Genomic DNA, 16,030 nt, shown 5'->3' with positions numbered 1-16,030 from the left:
TCAACTCAATAAAAAAGGAGAAGGTATGCAAAAAACTTCTAACACTCTGGCGCTGGGGAGTTTGACGGCGCTATTCTTTCTAATGGGTTTTATCACGGTGTTAAACGACATTTTGATTCCGCATTTAAAGCCCATTTTTGACTTGACCTATTTTGAAGCTTCACTCATTCAATTTTGCTTTTTTGGGGCGTATTTCATCATGGGAGGAGTTTTTGGGAATGTGATCAGTAAAATCGGCTATCCTTTTGGCGTGGTGCTTGGTTTTGTGATCACAGCGACGGGGTGCGCGTTGTTTTATCCGGCGGCACATTTTGGCTCCTATGGGTTTTTTTTAGGAGCGTTGTTTATTTTAGCGAGCGGGATTGTGTGCTTACAAACCGCTGGTAATCCCTTTGTAACCTTGCTTTCTAAAGGTAAAGAGGCTAGAAATTTGGTTTTAGTCCAGGCGTTCAATTCGCTTGGCACAACTTTAGGGCCTATTTTTGGGAGCTTGTTGATTTTTAGCACGACTAAAATGGGCGATAATGCAAGTTTGATAGACAAATTAGCGGACGCTAAAAGCGTTCAAATGCCTTATTTGGGCTTAGCGGTGTTTTCGCTTCTTTTGGCGCTCATCATGTATCTTTTGAAATTGCCTGATGTGGAAAAAGAAATGCCCAAAGAGACGACACAAAAAAGCCTCTTTTCGCACAAACACTTTGTTTTTGGGGCTTTGGGGATCTTTTTCTATGTGGGGGGAGAAGTGGCGATTGGCTCATTCTTGGTGCTAAGCTTTGAAAAGCTTTTGAATTTAGATCCTCAATCAAGCGCGCATTACTTGGTGTATTATTGGGGAGGCGCGATGGTGGGCCGTTTCTTAGGCAGTGTGTTGATGAATAAAATTGCCCCTAATAAATACCTGGCTTTCAACGCCTTAAGCTCTATTGTCCTCATTGCTTTAGCCATTCTCATTGGAGGCAAGATCGCTTTATTCGCTCTGACTTTTGTGGGCTTTTTCAACTCTATCATGTTCCCTACCATCTTTTCTTTGGCTACGCTCAATTTAGGGCATCTCACTTCTAAGGCTTCTGGAGTGATTAGCATGGCGATTGTAGGAGGAGCGTTAATCCCCCCCATTCAAGGCGCGGTTACAGACATGCTCACAGCAACCGAATCAAATTTGCTCTACGCTTATGGTGTGCCGTTGTTGTGCTATTTTTATATCCTCTTCTTTGCGCTTAAAGGGTATAAGCAAGAAGAAAACTCCTAAAAAAAGGGGGGGGTTTCTCTTTTATTTTCTTTCTTTTATCTTGTTTTAAAAATCAGTAATAAAGAACTTGACTTTAATCAAGCAAGCGCTCTATAAAAGGTTTTATTTGTCAGTATTTGATGGGGACAGAGCTTTTTTAACGCTTGAAGCAAAAACACAAACAGGGTTTTTAAAATTTTTAAGATGCAATCAAAAACACTGCTAATGAATAAGAAAAATCTCCTAACCACAAAAGATTAAGAGATTTTAAGAATGAAGCGAAGAATAAAGACTAGTAAATGGGTTTAGCGTCTTTGAATTTATATTCCGTAAGAAACCCAGTGCCATCAAAATTACCCACCAAAGAGATCTTTGCAATATCGCCCACTTGGCAATCGGTTTCTAAAATAAGATAAGGCACTTCATCTTTACCGATTAAAGTGATCACTCGCCCCTTTTTTTCACGACTTTGCTTGGGGAACTCTTTAGAATCAAGACCTGTGGTATTATCGCCGGTTTGGAGCATTCTAAAAGCATAGCACATGCCATCATTGATTTGAGCGCTATAAATTTTGCCTTTTTTAACTTCTTTTTTAACCCCCGGTTTAACCGCAATGCGTATTTCTGAGTGGATCTCAGCTTCTTGCATTTTGCCCTTATAATCTCGCACCTGCACCTTATGCACGCCATTAGGATCTCCCTTTTTAAGCAGAGAATCTTCATAGCTGAATTTTTGAATGTCCAAATCCCCATCAACAAAACTCCTAGCGTCAAGCTGAACGCTCAAAAGCCCTAGCAACCCAATTAATGAAAATTTCAAACAACGCTTATAAAAACAACTCATCAACAAATCCTTTCAATGTAAAATCAAACAAATATATCTCAAAATGAAAAACAAAAAGATCACAAAATTGCTAATTTAGCAACAAAAACGCACTCTGTCAAGAAATCAAAGCCTAAAGAAATCATTCAAAAATAATTTCTTCCGGTTTGATTTCATCGCCATAAATAGGCTCTAAAGTTTCCTTGTAAGCTTCTTTTAAAAAGTCGCTAGAAATGAGGGAATCAATTTCGTTGTTCAACCATTCTAAAAGCTTAGGGTTGCCTTTTTTAATCGCTGGAGCGATCACATCCTTATCGCCAAGGCTTGTAATGCCTAATTTAAACTCAGGGTGCTGTTTCGCCCAAGCGAGCAACAAAGTGTTATCATGGGCTAGAGCGGTAGCCTTATTGTTTAAAAGGGCTAAAAAAGTCTCTGTGTTTTGTTCAAATTTCAAAAGTTTGATGTTGGGGTAATTTTTAGTGAAATAAAAATCCGCTGTCGTGCCTTTATTCACAATCAACTCTTTATCTTTCAACTCTTCTATATTTTTAATGACCCCATCTTTAGAAATCACCCCCAAAGCGACTTTCATATACGGATTAGCGAAATCCACGACTTTTTCCCTTTCTTTAGTGCGCGTGAAATTAGCCATGATAATATCCACTTTATTGGCTTTTAAAAATTCCACCCTAGCTGAGGCTTCTACAGGAATAAACTTAATCTTATTCTCATCGCCCAATAAATCAAGAGCCATGCGTTTAGCGATGACTACATCATAGCCTTGATATTTCCCTTTAGAATCCACAGATCCAAAAGGAGGCTTATCGCTAAAAACCCCCACTTTTAAAACCCCCCTTTGTTTAATGACTTCTAAAGCGTCCTTCTTTTCTTTATGGCTATCAGAGCATGCGTTAAAGACTAAAGCGATTAAAACTAAAAATAGCCCCCACATTTTAAAAAGCCCGTTCGTTTTCATAAAAACACCTTTTTTTGAAATTAAAATCATCTTTTTAGCAAACTTTATTTAACAGCTCCCTAAAAAATGGAAAGTTTCTAAAAATTTTTGCGCTCTTTGAGATTTCGGGTGGTTAAAAAACTCTTTGGCGCTGTTTTCTTCAGCGATCTTACCGCTATCAAAAAACACGATTTTGCTAGCGATTTTTTGGGCGAATTTCATTTCATGCGTTACAATCACCATGCTCATGCCCGTTGTGGCTAATTCTAAAATCACTTCTAAAACTTCTTTAACCATTTCAGGGTCTAATGAGGCGGTTACTTCATCAAAAAGCATGATTTTTGGCCGCATGCACAAAGAGCGCACAATGGCTACTCGCTGTTTTTGCCCGCCGCTCAATTCTTTAGGGTAAGCCTGTTGTTTATGCTCCAAACCCACTCGCTTTAAAAGCTCTATGACTTGAGAAATGACCTCATCTTTGGATCGTTTTTGCACTTTTAAGGGGGCGAGTAAGATATTATCTAACACATTTAAATGCGGGAACAATTCATAATTTTGAAACACCATGCCTATTTTTTGGCGCATTTGATTCCAATTAGTGGTTGGCGTATTAAGGTTAGTGTTTTCAAAAAGAATTTCACCTCCATCAATCTTTTCAAGCCCGTTCAAACATTTTAAAAAAGTGCTTTTCCCGCACCCGCTAGGCCCTAAAATCACTGCCACTTCACCCTTATTTAAAGTGAAATTGATGCCGTCTAAAACCAAATGGTTTTGATAGGTTTTTTTTAACCCTTTGGTTTCTAAAATCGTGCTCATTTTACCCTCTAATGTGTTGGAATTTTTTTTCTAAATAGGAACTATACAGGCTCAAACTATAGCATAAACTAAAATAAAACATTAAGATAACGCCATAAACCACAAAGCTCGCATTGGGCATGCGTAAGAGATTAAGCTCTATGATTTGCTGGCCCACTTTTAACAAATCAATCGCTCCAATGAGAGAGACTAAGGCCGTGGTTTTAATCATGCGCGTGAATAAATTAAGGCTTGAGGGCAGTAAAGACAAAAAGCTTTGGGGGAAAATAATGTTAAAAATCACCTTTTTTGAATCCATGCCTAAAGCTAGAGCGCTTTCTACTTGGTGTTTGCTCACGGAAGTTAAAACCCCTCTAGTCAAATCCATCATTTCAGCGCCACCCCACAAGCTAAAAACAATAACGCTCGCCAAAACCGCGCTAATATGCAAATCAAACCAGCTCGCTAACCCGAAATACACAATAAAAAGCCATGCTAAAAGCGGGATAATGCGAATGCTTTCTAAATACACACGACACGCCAAAACCATTATTTTAGAGCCAAACGCCATCAAACTCCCTAAAAGCATTCCAACAATGATTGAAATAACCGCAGAGCTAAGAGCGATCAAAAGGGTAATTTCAAACCCTTCTAACAAACGCTTAAGATTGTCTAATTCTAGTAAAACTCCCATTTTAAGCCACTTTCTTTTTAAAGAAACGCTCTAAGATCACAAACAAAACGCTTAAAGGGAGTAAAGCGATCAAATAAGTGAGGCTTAACATCAAAAGGCTTTCAGTCGTTTTGTAATAAATGCCAATCAAATCTTTCGCCACAAACATGATATCGGTTAGGGCTATCGCGCCCACCACAGAAGTTTCTTTGAGTAAAAAAATCACATTCGCTCCTATGGAAGGCATAGAAACGCTTAAACTTTGAGGCAGAATGATGTAATACATCATTTTCAAAGGGCCAAACCCCAAACTCAAAGCGCTTTCTCTTTGAATGGAAGCTAAGCTTTTAAACCCAAGCAAAAAACTCTGACTCATATACCCCCCACCCAAAAACCCTAACGCTAAAATCGCGCACTCTAAAGCGCTCAAACCGATTTCATTCAACCCGTAATACAAAAAGAAAAGCTGGATGAGTAGGGGCGTGTTCCTAGCGATTTCGCCATAGATATAGACGATAGGAGAAATAAAGCGCGTTTTAAAATACAAAACGATCGCACACAAAAACCCCACCAAAAGAGAGAGTAAAATCCCAAAAAAAGAAATATAAAGCGTGAGTTCTAACCCCTTAAAAAACGCAGGGATGGAGTGCAACATAAAATCCCAATCTAATGCCATAACGCTATACCTTAAAATTAATGACGCTTTAAAGCATCATGTTTAAAAACAGCTCTTATTTGCCCTAATTGTTAGAAGTTTGGAAACCCAAGCCTTTATGCGGGAAGTTTATGAGCCGTTTTTCCACTATTCAAAGAAAATTTGGATTATAATAAAAAACTGGCTGAAATTAACAACAATGATTAAATAATCATTAAATGGAGAGGACATGCAAAAAAGTTTAGTTTCTTTGGCTTGGGTTTTTGCCGCTATTTTAGGGGCGATCTGTTTAGGGGTGTTAGCCTTACACAAGGGCGAGAGCATCAACACGCTATGGCTTGTAGTAGCGAGCGCTTGCATTTATAGCATAGGCTATCGTTTTTATAGCCATTTTATCGCTTATCGGGTGTTAAAGCTAGACGATAGCAGAGCCACGCCTGCATGCATAAGGAATGACGGCAAGGATTTTGTGCCGACCGATAAAGCGATCACCTTTGGGCATCATTTCGCCGCTATTGCTGGGGCTGGCCCTTTAGTAGGCCCGATACTAGCCGCTCAAATGGGTTACTTGCCCTCTATCTTATGGATTTTGATAGGCTCGGTTTTAGGGGGTTGCGTGCATGATTTTGTGGTGCTTTTTGCTTCCATTAGGCGCGATGGCAAGTCTTTAGGCGAAATGATCAAGCTTGAAATGGGTCAATTTGTAGGCATGATCGCTAGTTTAGGGATTTTAGGGATCATGCTCATTATCATTGCGATTTTAGCGATGGTGGTGGTGAAGGCTTTGGCGCATTCGCCTTGGGGCTTTTTTACGATCGCAATGACTATTCCCATTGCGATTCTTATGGGGCTTTACATGCGGTTTTTCAGGCCGCATAAGATTTTGGAAGTTTCTGTTATTGGCTTTATTTTGTTGATTATAGCGATTTATGCGGGTAAATACGTTTCTTTAGATCCTAAATTAGCGTCAATCTTCACCTTTGATGCCAGTTCTTTAGCGTGGATGATCATGGGCTATGGTTTTGTGGCTTCTATTTTACCGGTATGGTTTTTACTCGCTCCACGAGATTATTTAAGCACTTTTTTAAAAATTGGCGTTATAGGGGTGTTGGTTGTGGCTATTGTTTTTGTCGCTCCGCCCTTACAAATCCCTAAAATCACGCCCTTTGTAGATGGCAGTGGGCCTGTGTTTGCAGGAAGCGTGTTCCCTTTCTTGTTTATCACGGTGGCTTGCGGGACGATTAGCGGCTTTCATGCTTTAATTTCTTCAGGCACGACCCCTAAAATGCTCGCTAAAGAAAGCGACGCCAGGCTAGTGGGCTATGGCTCTATGGTGATGGAGAGCGTCGTGGCTCTTATGGCGTTGGTGTGCGCAGGGATCTTGCACCCAGGGCTTTATTTCGCTATCAATTCCCCAGAAGTGAGCATCGGTAAAGATATAGCTGATGCGGCTTCGGTGATTAGCTCATGGGGGTTTAGTATCAGCGCTGAAGAAATCAGTGAGATGACTAAAAACATCGGTGAAAGCTCCATTTTGAGCCGCACCGGTGGGGCGCCCACTTTTGCGATCGGTTTAGCGATGATTGTGTATCACATTTTAGGGGATCCAAGCGTGATGGCGTTTTGGTATCATTTTGCGATTTTGTTTGAAGCTTTGTTCATTTTAACCGCTGTGGATGCTGGCACACGAACCGCTCGTTTCATGATCCAGGATCTGCTCGGTAATGTTTATAAACCTTTGGGCGATCTTAGCTCTTATAAGGCTGGGATTTTTGCCACTCTTTTGTGCGTGGCAGGGTGGGGGTATTTCTTGTATCAAGGCACGATTGATCCTAAAGGGGGGATTTATACGCTATGGCCTTTATTTGGCGTGAGTAACCAGATGTTAGCGGGCATGGCGTTGTTGTTGGTTACGGTGGTGTTGTTTAAAATGGGGCGTTTTAAGGGGGCGATGATAAGCGCCTTGCCGGCAGTTTTGATTTTATCCATCACTTTTTATAGCGGTATTTTAAAGGTGGTGCCAAAGAGTAATGATAGCGTGCTGAATAACGTTTCGCATGTGGCGCAAATGCAAATCATTAAAGAAAAAATGGCTACCACTACCGATGAAAAAGCGCTAAAAACGCTCCAAAAATCCTTTTTTAACCATGCGATTGATGCGATTTTGTGCGTGTTTTTCATGCTTGTAGCGCTATTGGTTTTAATAGTGAGCGTTAGGATTTGCTCAAACGCTTATTTTAAAAATCAAATTTATCCGCCGCTGGCTGAAACGCCCTATATCAAAGCCGCTTGAATAAAAAAGGGGTTTTAACCCCCCTTTAAATCCATAAAAAAAGTTTGACCCTGTTTGTGAAGCGTGCAAACACTAAAGATGTTTGGGATTTCTGCTTGGGTTCTTAAAAGGCTATCGCTTGATTTTTAAAAGCTCAATTTTAAAGATGATTTAAAGATTAGAGGAACAGCGTTAAAAAACGCCTATCATATCGTAGGAGACAGCATCAAAATAATGCCTACTATATTTTGTGATCATAGCATCAAAAAGACGCCTACTATAATCATAGGGTAGCATCAAAAAGATGCTACTAGAGCCGTGTATAACGCGCTCCTGTCAGAATAAAGGGCGGGGAAGTCTTTAGGCACAGGCCCGTTTTCACCCGGTTTAAAGCCTTTGTTAGTATACACGCCATAATACGCAAGATCCACGCTACCGCTCAAGTATTCATTGAATTTATAGCCTAAAGAGATCATCGCTCTCGCTTCCCAAGAGACCACTGAATTGGAGTATTGTGTGGCGAATTTCCATGTGAATTTTTTGGCAAAATGAGTGCCACCACAAGAAAGGAAAATGGTAGCGGCGTCTCTTTTAAGGGCTGTGCCTGTAAAACCCGCATAGACGCTGTTACTCCCCATGATCACACCGCTTGGATTCCCCATGTTGCCTATCCAACCATTAGCGTTTTGAAAGACTTTATAAAAAGCGATTGAAACATTGTAATTGTTGATGTCAAAGCGTTGGCGGATAATAAGGTTTTGCCCGTTTTGAGTGGCAGGCGTGTCGTATTTATAGACCGGGCTTCCATTGGATTTAACGATCATCCAAGGGTAGTAAATGGGGAAAAACCCTATGATAGCTGTATCAGAGCGAAAGCCTGTGCCGCTAAAATTGGGGTTAGAGTCCCAACCAATCTTAACGCCCGGAGCGTTAAAGATTTGAGGTGAAAGGTAATAAAAGCCTTCTATGAGGAAACGATGAGGTTTATAGGTGAGTTGCACCGCATGCGTGCCATAAAGCACCTTTCGCCCATGGCTATCATAACCTCCCTTATCGTTTTTGGTAAAGCCTCCGCTATAAGTGGTCCGTGCGGCAAACCAATCCATTAAAAACGAACCATAAGCGAACGCCCTCCCAAAAGAGCTAAACCAAGTCAAACGCGCATGCTTGTATTGTCCAGAAACTTGAAAGCCTTGCGTTTGCCCGCTTTTATAAGGCATAGTGGATAAATAGCGTCCGGCTTTTATTTCAAAATAATTCTTATAAGCGTATTCTAAATACGCATCGCTAAAGACATAATTGCGGACATTTTTGTTGTGTTTCATGTTCTGTGTTTCAAGGCTATCGGTTTGTAAGATGTTTGTATAGCCCCCCATAAACCCATCGTAATAACCAAAGAGATTGTAAGCCACAGATCCATCTTCAAACTTCTTTGTGCCGTCATAGAAAATAGATCCGACCATGCCCCCTATTTTGCCTTTTAGAACATGGTCTGAAACCTTTTTGGGTAACAGGCTAAAACCAAGCCCTAAATAGCCCGCAATCGTTGCGAATTGCTGCATAGGGTAGATGCCTCTTTCTTTATTGATTTTATGCTGGTTAAAACCGATCGTGCTGGATTGATCCACAAAGCCATTGAGCTTAGCTTCAAAACCTTGTAAAGAAGAGCTTAAAAATGCCCCAAAGAATAAAACCTGACTTGCCTTTTTCATGCATGCCTCCTAAAATGAGATTGATAAATGCAAATACTTTAAAGATAAATCTATTCTTTAGTTTTTATTATTCTTAGCTTTGAAATAATTATAATATGTAAAATAATGCATATGATGAGAAAGTCAAGCTTTTAAAAGCTAAAAACGATTAATTTGTGGAAAATTTACTCTCTTTAAATTCAAATGGCTAATATATGGTGCTAAAATCCGTTATGATTAACGGATGATTTTGAATGGAGCGCTTGAAAATGGGGTTAAGCTTTGTTTTATCGTTTTTTAGGTTTTATCTGGTTATCAAACAAAGCCTATTGGTTGTAATTTTTATACAATTCTATTAAATGCTTAGTGGAGCTGTCAAAATAAGCGTTGCTTTTATGCCCTTCTAATTCTTGTAAAATCGGCACGGCCAATTCTTTCCCAAGCTCCACGCCCCATTGATCAAAGCTGTTAATATCCCAAATGACCCCTTGCACAAAGACCTTATGCTCATAAAGAGCCACTAACGCACCAATATTGCTTGGTGAAATCTTTTCTAATAAAAGGATATTAGAGGGGCGGTTGCCAAAAAACACCCTGTGGTGGGCCAAGTCTTTGGCTTCATCTTTGTCTAAACCTTTAGAAAGCAATTCCCCAAGCGCTTCTTCATAGCTTTTGCCTTTCATGAAGGCTTGCGCTTGCGCTAAAACATTGCTGAATAAAATCTCATGATGGCCTTTAGCGTTAGGCTTTTTATCCAAAGAAGCGATAAAATCAATGGGGATTAAATGCGTGCCTTGATGCAAGAGCTGGAAAAAAGCGTGCTGAGCGTTAATACCCATATCGCCCCAAACAACAGGGCATGTGTCATAGGGGATGGTTTCGCCTTTTTTGCTGATGCGTTTGCCGTTGCTTTCCATATCCAATTGCTGGATGAATTTAGGGAAATGCCTTAAATACTGATCGTAAGGGGCGATCAAGTGGCTTTTGGATTGGAAAAAATTGATATACCACACGCCAATTAATCCCATTAAAACGGGTAAATTGCTTTCAAAAGGGGCGTTTCTAAAATGCTCATCCATCAAATACGCCCCTTTCAAAAGAGCGTTAAAATTTTTCTTCCCTAAATAGATCATAATGGATAAGCCAATGGCCGACCACAAGCTATAACGCCCCCCTACAAAATCCCAAAATTCAAACATGTTATGCTCATCAATGCCAAATTGTTGCACGGCTTCTTTGTTGGTGGATACCGCTACAAAGTGCTTAGCGATATGCTTTTCATCGCCGCTCCTTTCTACAAACCATTTTCTAGCGGTTAGGGCGTTGGTTAAGGTTTCTTGAGTGGAAAAAGTCTTGGAAGCCACGATAAAAAGCGTGCTGGCCGGATTGATTTTTTCCAAAACATCTAAAATCTGCGTGCCATCCACATTAGACACAAAATGCATTTTTAATCTTGGGTGGCCGTAGCGTTTTAAGGCGGTACAAACCATTAACGCGCCTAAATCTGACCCCCCAATACCGATATTGACAATATCAGTGATCACTTGATTGGTATAGCCTAATCTTTTACCGCTCCTCACGCTATCGCTAAAGGCTCGCATGCGTTTTAAAACGCTTCTCACGCTCTTTAACACTTCCATGTTGTCTAGTAAGATTTCTGCGTCATTCAAACTCCTTAAGGCGGTGTGTAAAACGGCCCTTTTTTCGGTGGTGTTGATTTTTTCGCCCTTAAACATCGCTTCAATCTTTTCTTTTAAAGAGCAGTCATTCGCCAATTCAAAAAGAAGCTTTAAAGTGGTATCGTTCAGGCGGTTTTTGGAATAATCCAAGCTCAAGCTTTCCAATTGCACGAAATAACGGCTCGCTCGCTCTTTGTCTTTAAAAAACCAATCGCGCATGTGCGCTTCTTTGATTTCTTCATAATGTTTGAGTAATTTTGGATAAGTTTTTAATTGAGTCAGCATCAATACCCCTTAAATAAAAGATATAACGCTGTATTATAAGCTAGTTTTAATTATAATTTTCAAATGTTAAGAAAAAACATTTTAGCTTACTATGGGGCGAATTTTCTCTTAATCATCGCTCAAAGCTTGCCTCATGCGATTTTAACCCCCTTGTTGCTTTCTAAAGGGCTTAGTTTGAGTGAAATCTTGCTCGTGCAAACCTTTTTTAGCTTTTGCGTGCTGGTGGCTGAATACCCGAGCGGCGTTTTAGCGGATTTGATGAGCCGGAAGAATTTATTCCTGGTTTCTAATGTTTTTTTAATCGCTAGTTTTTCGTTTGTGCTGTTTTTTGATAGCTTTATTTTCATGCTTTTAGCATGGGGGCTGTATGGTTTGTATAGCGCATGCTCTAGCGGCACGATTGAAGCTTCACTCATCACAGACATTAAAGAAAATAAAAAAGATTTATCCAAGTTTTTAGCCAAAAACAATCAAATTACTTATTTAGGCATGATTATAGGGAGTTCTTTGGGATCGTTTTTGTATCTCAAAATCCATGCGATGCTGTATATCGTGGGGATTTTTTTAATCATGCTTTGTGCGCTAACGATTGTGTTTTATTTTAAAGAAAAAGAAGCGGATTTTAAAAGCCAAAAAAGCCTGAAACTCCTTAAAGATCAAGTCAAAGGCAGTCTTAAAGAGCTTAGAGATAACCCCAAGCTTAAAATTTTGTTAGTGGGGCATTTGATTGCGCCCATCTTTTTTATGAGCCATTTTCAAATGTGGCAAGCGTATTTTTTAAAACAAGGCGTTAAAGAGCAATACCTTTTCATGTTTTATATCGCTTTTCAAGTGATTTCTATCCTCATTCATTTTTTAAAAGCCTCTAGTTATAACCAAAAAATCGCCTTGAGTTCGCTTGTGGTGTTGTTAAGCGTTAGCCCCTTATTGCTTAGCAATATCCCTTATTGTTTCATAGGGGTGTATGCGCTCATGGTGGCGTTTTTCACTTACATGAGTTATTGCTTGGGGTATCAATTCTCCAAATTCGTTTCTAAAAACAACATTTCATCGCTCTCATCGCTTTCATCAAGCTGCGTGCGCGTGGTCTCTGTGCTAGTTTTATCCTTAAGCAGTTTAGAACTGCGTTATTTTTCACCCCCAACTATCATCACCATGCATTTTGCCCTAACGCTTATCATCCTCTTTTTCTTTTTGTATAAGGCTAAGCCGTTTGATGAGTGAGCGGTTTTAAGAGTGCAACCTTTTAGCGATTTCCTGTGCAACATCATAGCCATGGTTTAAAGCGGTAGCGATGCTCGCTCCTGATTTGAATAAAATATCGCCCACGATGAACAAATTAGGGATATTGTTGCTCTCTAAATTTTCCTTCACCACAGGGATATTCGTGCTAGGATCTAATTCTAAAGAACAGCGTTTGAAAAACTCTAAAGGGGTAGAGCCGCCGATCGCATACAGCAAGCGATCAAAACTCTCGCTCGTGTTATCGGTGAAATTAACCTTAATTTGAGCGTTATCTTCTTCTAGGCTTTCAATATCCACTCCAAGCTTGCTTTTAAGCGTGTTATCATCTAGGACTTCTTGCAAGTTTTTAGCGTTGTCTTCATTGATACGGCTGAATTCTTTTTTGCGGTAATTGAGGGTGGTAGGGGTGGTTTTACACAAAGCGATGGCGTATTCCACCGCTGAGTTGCCTCCGCCGATCACAAGGGTTTTTTCATTTTCCTTACAATCATTGATGCTAAAAACCACTTGTTTGGAGAGCGCAACAGGGATTTTATAAGCAGTAGGGCGGTTTGGCTGGCCCATTTTCCCGATCGCAACCACCACAAATTTAGCATGATAGGTTGTATTAGAAGTGGTGGTGATTTTAAACAGCTCGCCCTCTTTTTTCACGCTTTCAATATCGGTTTTATAGCTTGGCGTGATGCGGTGCTCTTTTAAAAGGTTAGTGAAATTTTCCAAAGTCTCTTCTTTAAAGCTGTCTTTAAAAGGGATATGCCCCTTAAGCTCTACGACTTGCTTTTTATAATCTTTATCAATCCTTTTACCGGCTTTATAAAACTTCTCTATCATGCCTGAATGGCTTTTGGTTTTTTCGCATAAAAGCACCTTTTTAACGCCGGCTATTTCGCATTCTATCGCTGTGGCAATGCCCCCAGGCCCTGCACCCACTATCAACACGTCTAAAATTTCTTGGCTCATTTCTATCCTTTTATTTTTATTTTTTTAATTTTTGGGGTCTTGGCGTTTTTCTTGCAAAATCGCTTCGTTCAAATCGCTCGCGCTATCATATAACACGCTTTCAAGCATGCGTTTTTCATCGTCAAACTGACCGCTTTTAACCCCCCATAAAAACGCTATTAAGCCTACCAATCCCATAAGCACTGAGACAACTAACATGATGGTTAAAATTTCTGTATTCATCTCTTTAATCTTTATGATTAGGATTGCATGAACTGATTATTATACTAAAAGATAGCGTTTAAATCACCAATAGGTTGAATAAGTTTGGATAACATGAAAATGAGAAAATTAAAAAGAGGGTTTGAATGCAAGAAGCGTTGTTGCGTTTTCAAGAGGGCTTTAAAGAGTGGGGTTATCTTATTTTATTTGTGTATTCTTTGGGGGGTGGGTATGTGGGGATTGTCATCGCTTCCATTTTGAGCGCTACCACGCACGCTTTGGATATAAAAATAACGATTCTTGTCGCTTTTGTAGGGAATTTAATAGGGAGTGGGGCTCTTGTAGTCTTTGCCCGCTATCAAAAAAGAGAGTTTTTAAAGTATTTCCATAAGCACCGAAGAAAGCTCGCTTTGGCGAGTTTGTGGGTGAAACGCTACGCTTTTTTAATGATTTTTGTCAATAAATATTTGTATGGGATTAAAAGCGTTGTGCCTTTGGCAATTGGTTTTAGCAAATACCCTTTAAAAAGATTTTTATGGCTTAATGTTTTATCCAGTTTTTTGTGGGCGTTAATCGTGGGGAGCGTTTCTTTTCAAGCGAGCGATTGGGTGAAAACGCTGTATGAAAGGCTTTCTCATTACACTTCGTTTTTTGTGATAAGCTTTGCTCTTATCGTGCTTTTAATATGGTTTTTATTGAAACGATATTCGCGCAAAATGGGTTTTTAAGCAAGATTTTTAATTAAATGCGCTAGACTACGCTCACAAGCATTCGCATAAAGTGGGTGCGTTAATATCTTAAAAATAAGGATTGAGAACATGGGAAAAATTGGTATCTTTTTTGGGACAGATAGCGGGAACGCTGAAGCCATTGCCGAAAAAATCAGCAAGGCTATTGGTAATGCCGAAGTGATTGATGTGGCTAAGGCTTCTAAAGATCAATTTAATGGCTTTACAAAGGTTATTTTAGTCGCTCCAACAGCTGGTGCGGGCGATTTGCAAACAGATTGGGAAGACTTTTTAGGCACACTAGAAGCGAGCGACTTTGCGAATAAAACCATTGGGCTTGTAGGCTTGGGCGATCAAGACACTTACAGCGAAACTTTTGCGGAAGGCATTTTCCACATTTATGAAAAAGCTAAAGCCGGCAAAGTGGTAGGGCAAACTTCTACTGATGGTTATCATTTTGAAGCTTCTAAAGCGGTAGAAGGCGGTAAATTCGTGGGTCTTGTGATTGATGAAGACAATCAAGACGATCTCACTGATGAGAGGATTTCAAAATGGGTAGAACAAGTTAAAGGTTCTTTCGCTTAATCTTTATAAGCCCTAAATTTTAGGGCTTTTTTAAACTTCTTTTTATATCTTTAATGCTAGAAATAGACAACCAAACCCCACTAGAATCGGATTTTTTATTATTAGAAAAAATCGCAAATGTTTTAGCCCCCACTCAAATCATTGAGCTTGTTTTGGTGAGCGGTGGAACCATGCGAGAAATCAACAGGGATTTAAGGGGTTGCGATTACGCTACCGATGTTTTGAGTTTCCCTTTAGAAGCGATTCCTCACACCCCTTTAGGGAGCGTGGTGATTAATGCACCATTAGCTCAAGAAAACGCTCTGAAATTAGGGCATAGATTAGAAAATGAGATCGCTCTTTTATTCATTCATGGGGTGTTGCACTTGTTAGGCTATGACCATGAAAAAGATAAGGGTGAACAACGCCAAAAAGAGGGCGAACTCATTAAAGCCTTTAACTTGCCTTTGAGTTTGATTGAACGGACACAAGATTAGTTTTAGATTGCTTTAATGCTTACAAATAAAGCTTTTAATTTCTTTTAAAATGGGGCTTTAATTATTTTGTCTTATATTTTAAATTTTATTTTATAGTAAAGGGGGGATAGGAGGTAAAACATTTCCTCCTGCAACCCCCAACTAAATCCCACTAATCCCCTAAGATCGCATTATAAAAAACTATCTCTTGACTAGCGTCAAACTCTTTCGTATTGGATTATAAAAAATGATTTTAGTATTTTTTCAAAGCCCTTCATAATAATACGACTGCGTGATGCCTTTAATGAGAGTTAAGGGATCGTTGGTATTAGAACTCAAATGCTTTTTTAAAAGCGTTTTGATTTCCAAATCATTCACAGGACTCCTTTCCATCGCGCTCAAATAAGCGGCTTTATCAATCCTTTCCCAAAGCACGATTTTTTTCAATTCCTTTTTAAGCAACAAATCAAGCCATATCCTAGTCGCTCTGCCATTACCCTCCAAAAAAGGGTGGGCGATATTCATTTCCACATATTTTTCTATGATTTGATTGAAATTATTTTGCGGCATGCTCTCAATTCTGGGTAAAATCAAATCCAAATACAAGCAGTTAGCGAACCTGAAATTCCCTTTAGAAATATTTTTATCCCTGATTTTCCCGGCAAATTCATACAGCCCTTCAAACAAAAACCGATGGATTTCTTGCAAGCCCTTGATCGTGCCTACTTCTATGGCGTCAATCAGACCGCTTTGGATCAAATGCTTGGCTTTTTCTAAACTCTGTCTGTCTAAATGCATCG

At 39.7% G+C, this 16,030-nt stretch carries 16 protein-coding genes; 6 read left to right on the top strand and 10 right to left on the bottom strand.

Annotated elements, in window-relative coordinates; genetic code table 11:
- Positions 1 to 25 precede the first annotated feature (25 nt).
- The gene (locus tag EXS92_RS05760; protein ID WP_001174190.1) at positions 26 to 1,249 is read left to right on the top strand and encodes a sugar MFS transporter; all 1,224 of its coding nucleotides are present in this window, start codon (positions 26 to 28) and stop codon (positions 1,247 to 1,249) included.
- Between the two features lie 271 nt (positions 1,250 to 1,520).
- Here the strand turns inward: EXS92_RS05760 and EXS92_RS05755 are convergent, their stop codons facing one another.
- From EXS92_RS05755 to EXS92_RS05735, 5 genes are all read right to left on the bottom strand, one after another.
- The gene (locus EXS92_RS05755; protein ID WP_097710051.1) at positions 1,521 to 2,072 is read right to left on the bottom strand and encodes a hypothetical protein; all 552 of its coding nucleotides are present in this window, start codon (positions 2,070 to 2,072) and stop codon (positions 1,521 to 1,523) included.
- 121 nt (positions 2,073 to 2,193) lie between these two features.
- The gene (locus tag EXS92_RS05750) at positions 2,194 to 3,027 is read right to left on the bottom strand and encodes a transporter substrate-binding domain-containing protein (protein ID WP_165515848.1); all 834 of its coding nucleotides are present in this window, start codon (positions 3,025 to 3,027) and stop codon (positions 2,194 to 2,196) included.
- A gap of 48 nt (positions 3,028 to 3,075) precedes the next feature.
- A complete protein-coding gene (locus EXS92_RS05745) occupies positions 3,076 to 3,822 on the bottom strand; it encodes an amino acid ABC transporter ATP-binding protein (protein WP_165515847.1) in 747 nt (248 codons plus the stop codon).
- 1 nt (position 3,823) lies between these two features.
- The gene (locus EXS92_RS05740) at positions 3,824 to 4,495 is read right to left on the bottom strand and encodes an amino acid ABC transporter permease (protein WP_097705646.1); all 672 of its coding nucleotides are present in this window, start codon (positions 4,493 to 4,495) and stop codon (positions 3,824 to 3,826) included.
- Between the two features lies 1 nt (position 4,496).
- Complete coding sequence (locus EXS92_RS05735; RefSeq protein ID WP_165515846.1) at positions 4,497 to 5,150, bottom strand: amino acid ABC transporter permease; 654 nt, start codon at positions 5,148 to 5,150, stop codon at positions 4,497 to 4,499.
- A gap of 208 nt (positions 5,151 to 5,358) precedes the next feature.
- Between EXS92_RS05735 and EXS92_RS05730 the strand changes: the two genes are divergently transcribed.
- Positions 5,359 to 7,422, top strand: coding sequence for a carbon starvation CstA family protein (locus tag EXS92_RS05730; protein WP_165515845.1), 2,064 nt, complete (start codon positions 5,359 to 5,361; stop codon positions 7,420 to 7,422).
- Between the two features lie 275 nt (positions 7,423 to 7,697).
- Here the strand turns inward: EXS92_RS05730 and hofH are convergent, their stop codons facing one another.
- Entirely contained in the window at positions 7,698 to 9,113 is a 1,416-nt protein-coding gene (gene hofH, locus EXS92_RS05725; RefSeq protein ID WP_165515844.1) for an outer membrane beta-barrel protein HofH, read from the bottom strand.
- Positions 9,114 to 9,418: 305 nt separating this feature from the next.
- A complete protein-coding gene (gene pgi, locus EXS92_RS05720) occupies positions 9,419 to 11,056 on the bottom strand; it encodes a glucose-6-phosphate isomerase (RefSeq protein WP_000957566.1) in 1,638 nt (545 codons plus the stop codon).
- Between the two features lie 63 nt (positions 11,057 to 11,119).
- On the opposite strand from pgi, the gene EXS92_RS05715 reads away from it, so the two are divergent.
- Entirely contained in the window at positions 11,120 to 12,280 is a 1,161-nt protein-coding gene (locus EXS92_RS05715) for an HP1165 family MFS efflux transporter (protein WP_165515843.1), read from the top strand.
- 6 nt (positions 12,281 to 12,286) lie between these two features.
- Here EXS92_RS05715 and EXS92_RS05710 read toward each other — a convergent pair whose 3' ends face one another.
- Positions 12,287 to 13,261, bottom strand: a complete 975-nt coding sequence (locus tag EXS92_RS05710) for an NAD(P)-binding domain-containing protein (RefSeq protein ID WP_165515842.1) — start codon at positions 13,259 to 13,261, stop codon at positions 12,287 to 12,289.
- Positions 13,262 to 13,285: 24 nt separating this feature from the next.
- A complete protein-coding gene (ccoS, locus tag EXS92_RS05705; protein ID WP_001090947.1) occupies positions 13,286 to 13,483 on the bottom strand; it encodes a cbb3-type cytochrome oxidase assembly protein CcoS in 198 nt (65 codons plus the stop codon).
- A 125-nt stretch (positions 13,484 to 13,608) separates the two neighbouring features.
- On the opposite strand from ccoS, the gene EXS92_RS05700 reads away from it, so the two are divergent.
- The 3 genes from EXS92_RS05700 (at position 13,609) to ybeY (ending at position 15,251) form a co-directional block, all read left to right on the top strand.
- Positions 13,609 to 14,190: a DedA family protein gene (locus tag EXS92_RS05700; RefSeq protein WP_165515841.1), complete on the top strand. Its 582-nt coding sequence runs from the start codon at positions 13,609 to 13,611 to the stop codon at positions 14,188 to 14,190.
- Positions 14,191 to 14,280: 90 nt separating this feature from the next.
- Positions 14,281 to 14,775: a flavodoxin gene (locus EXS92_RS05695; protein ID WP_139531960.1), complete on the top strand. Its 495-nt coding sequence runs from the start codon at positions 14,281 to 14,283 to the stop codon at positions 14,773 to 14,775.
- Positions 14,776 to 14,828: 53 nt separating this feature from the next.
- A complete protein-coding gene (ybeY, locus tag EXS92_RS05690) occupies positions 14,829 to 15,251 on the top strand; it encodes an rRNA maturation RNase YbeY (RefSeq protein WP_165515840.1) in 423 nt (140 codons plus the stop codon).
- A gap of 243 nt (positions 15,252 to 15,494) precedes the next feature.
- Here ybeY and fic read toward each other — a convergent pair whose 3' ends face one another.
- Positions 15,495 to 16,028 (bottom strand): protein adenylyltransferase Fic, encoded by a 534-nt coding sequence (gene fic, locus EXS92_RS05685; protein ID WP_165515839.1) that lies wholly within the window; start codon positions 16,026 to 16,028, stop codon positions 15,495 to 15,497.
- Between the last annotated feature and the right edge of the window lie 2 nt (positions 16,029 to 16,030).

Origin of the sequence: Helicobacter pylori, assembly GCF_011175115.1 — a bacterium.
Taxonomy (GTDB): domain Bacteria; phylum Campylobacterota; class Campylobacteria; order Campylobacterales; family Helicobacteraceae; genus Helicobacter; species Helicobacter pylori_DF.
This window is presented reverse-complemented; position numbering and strand designations above follow the sequence as displayed.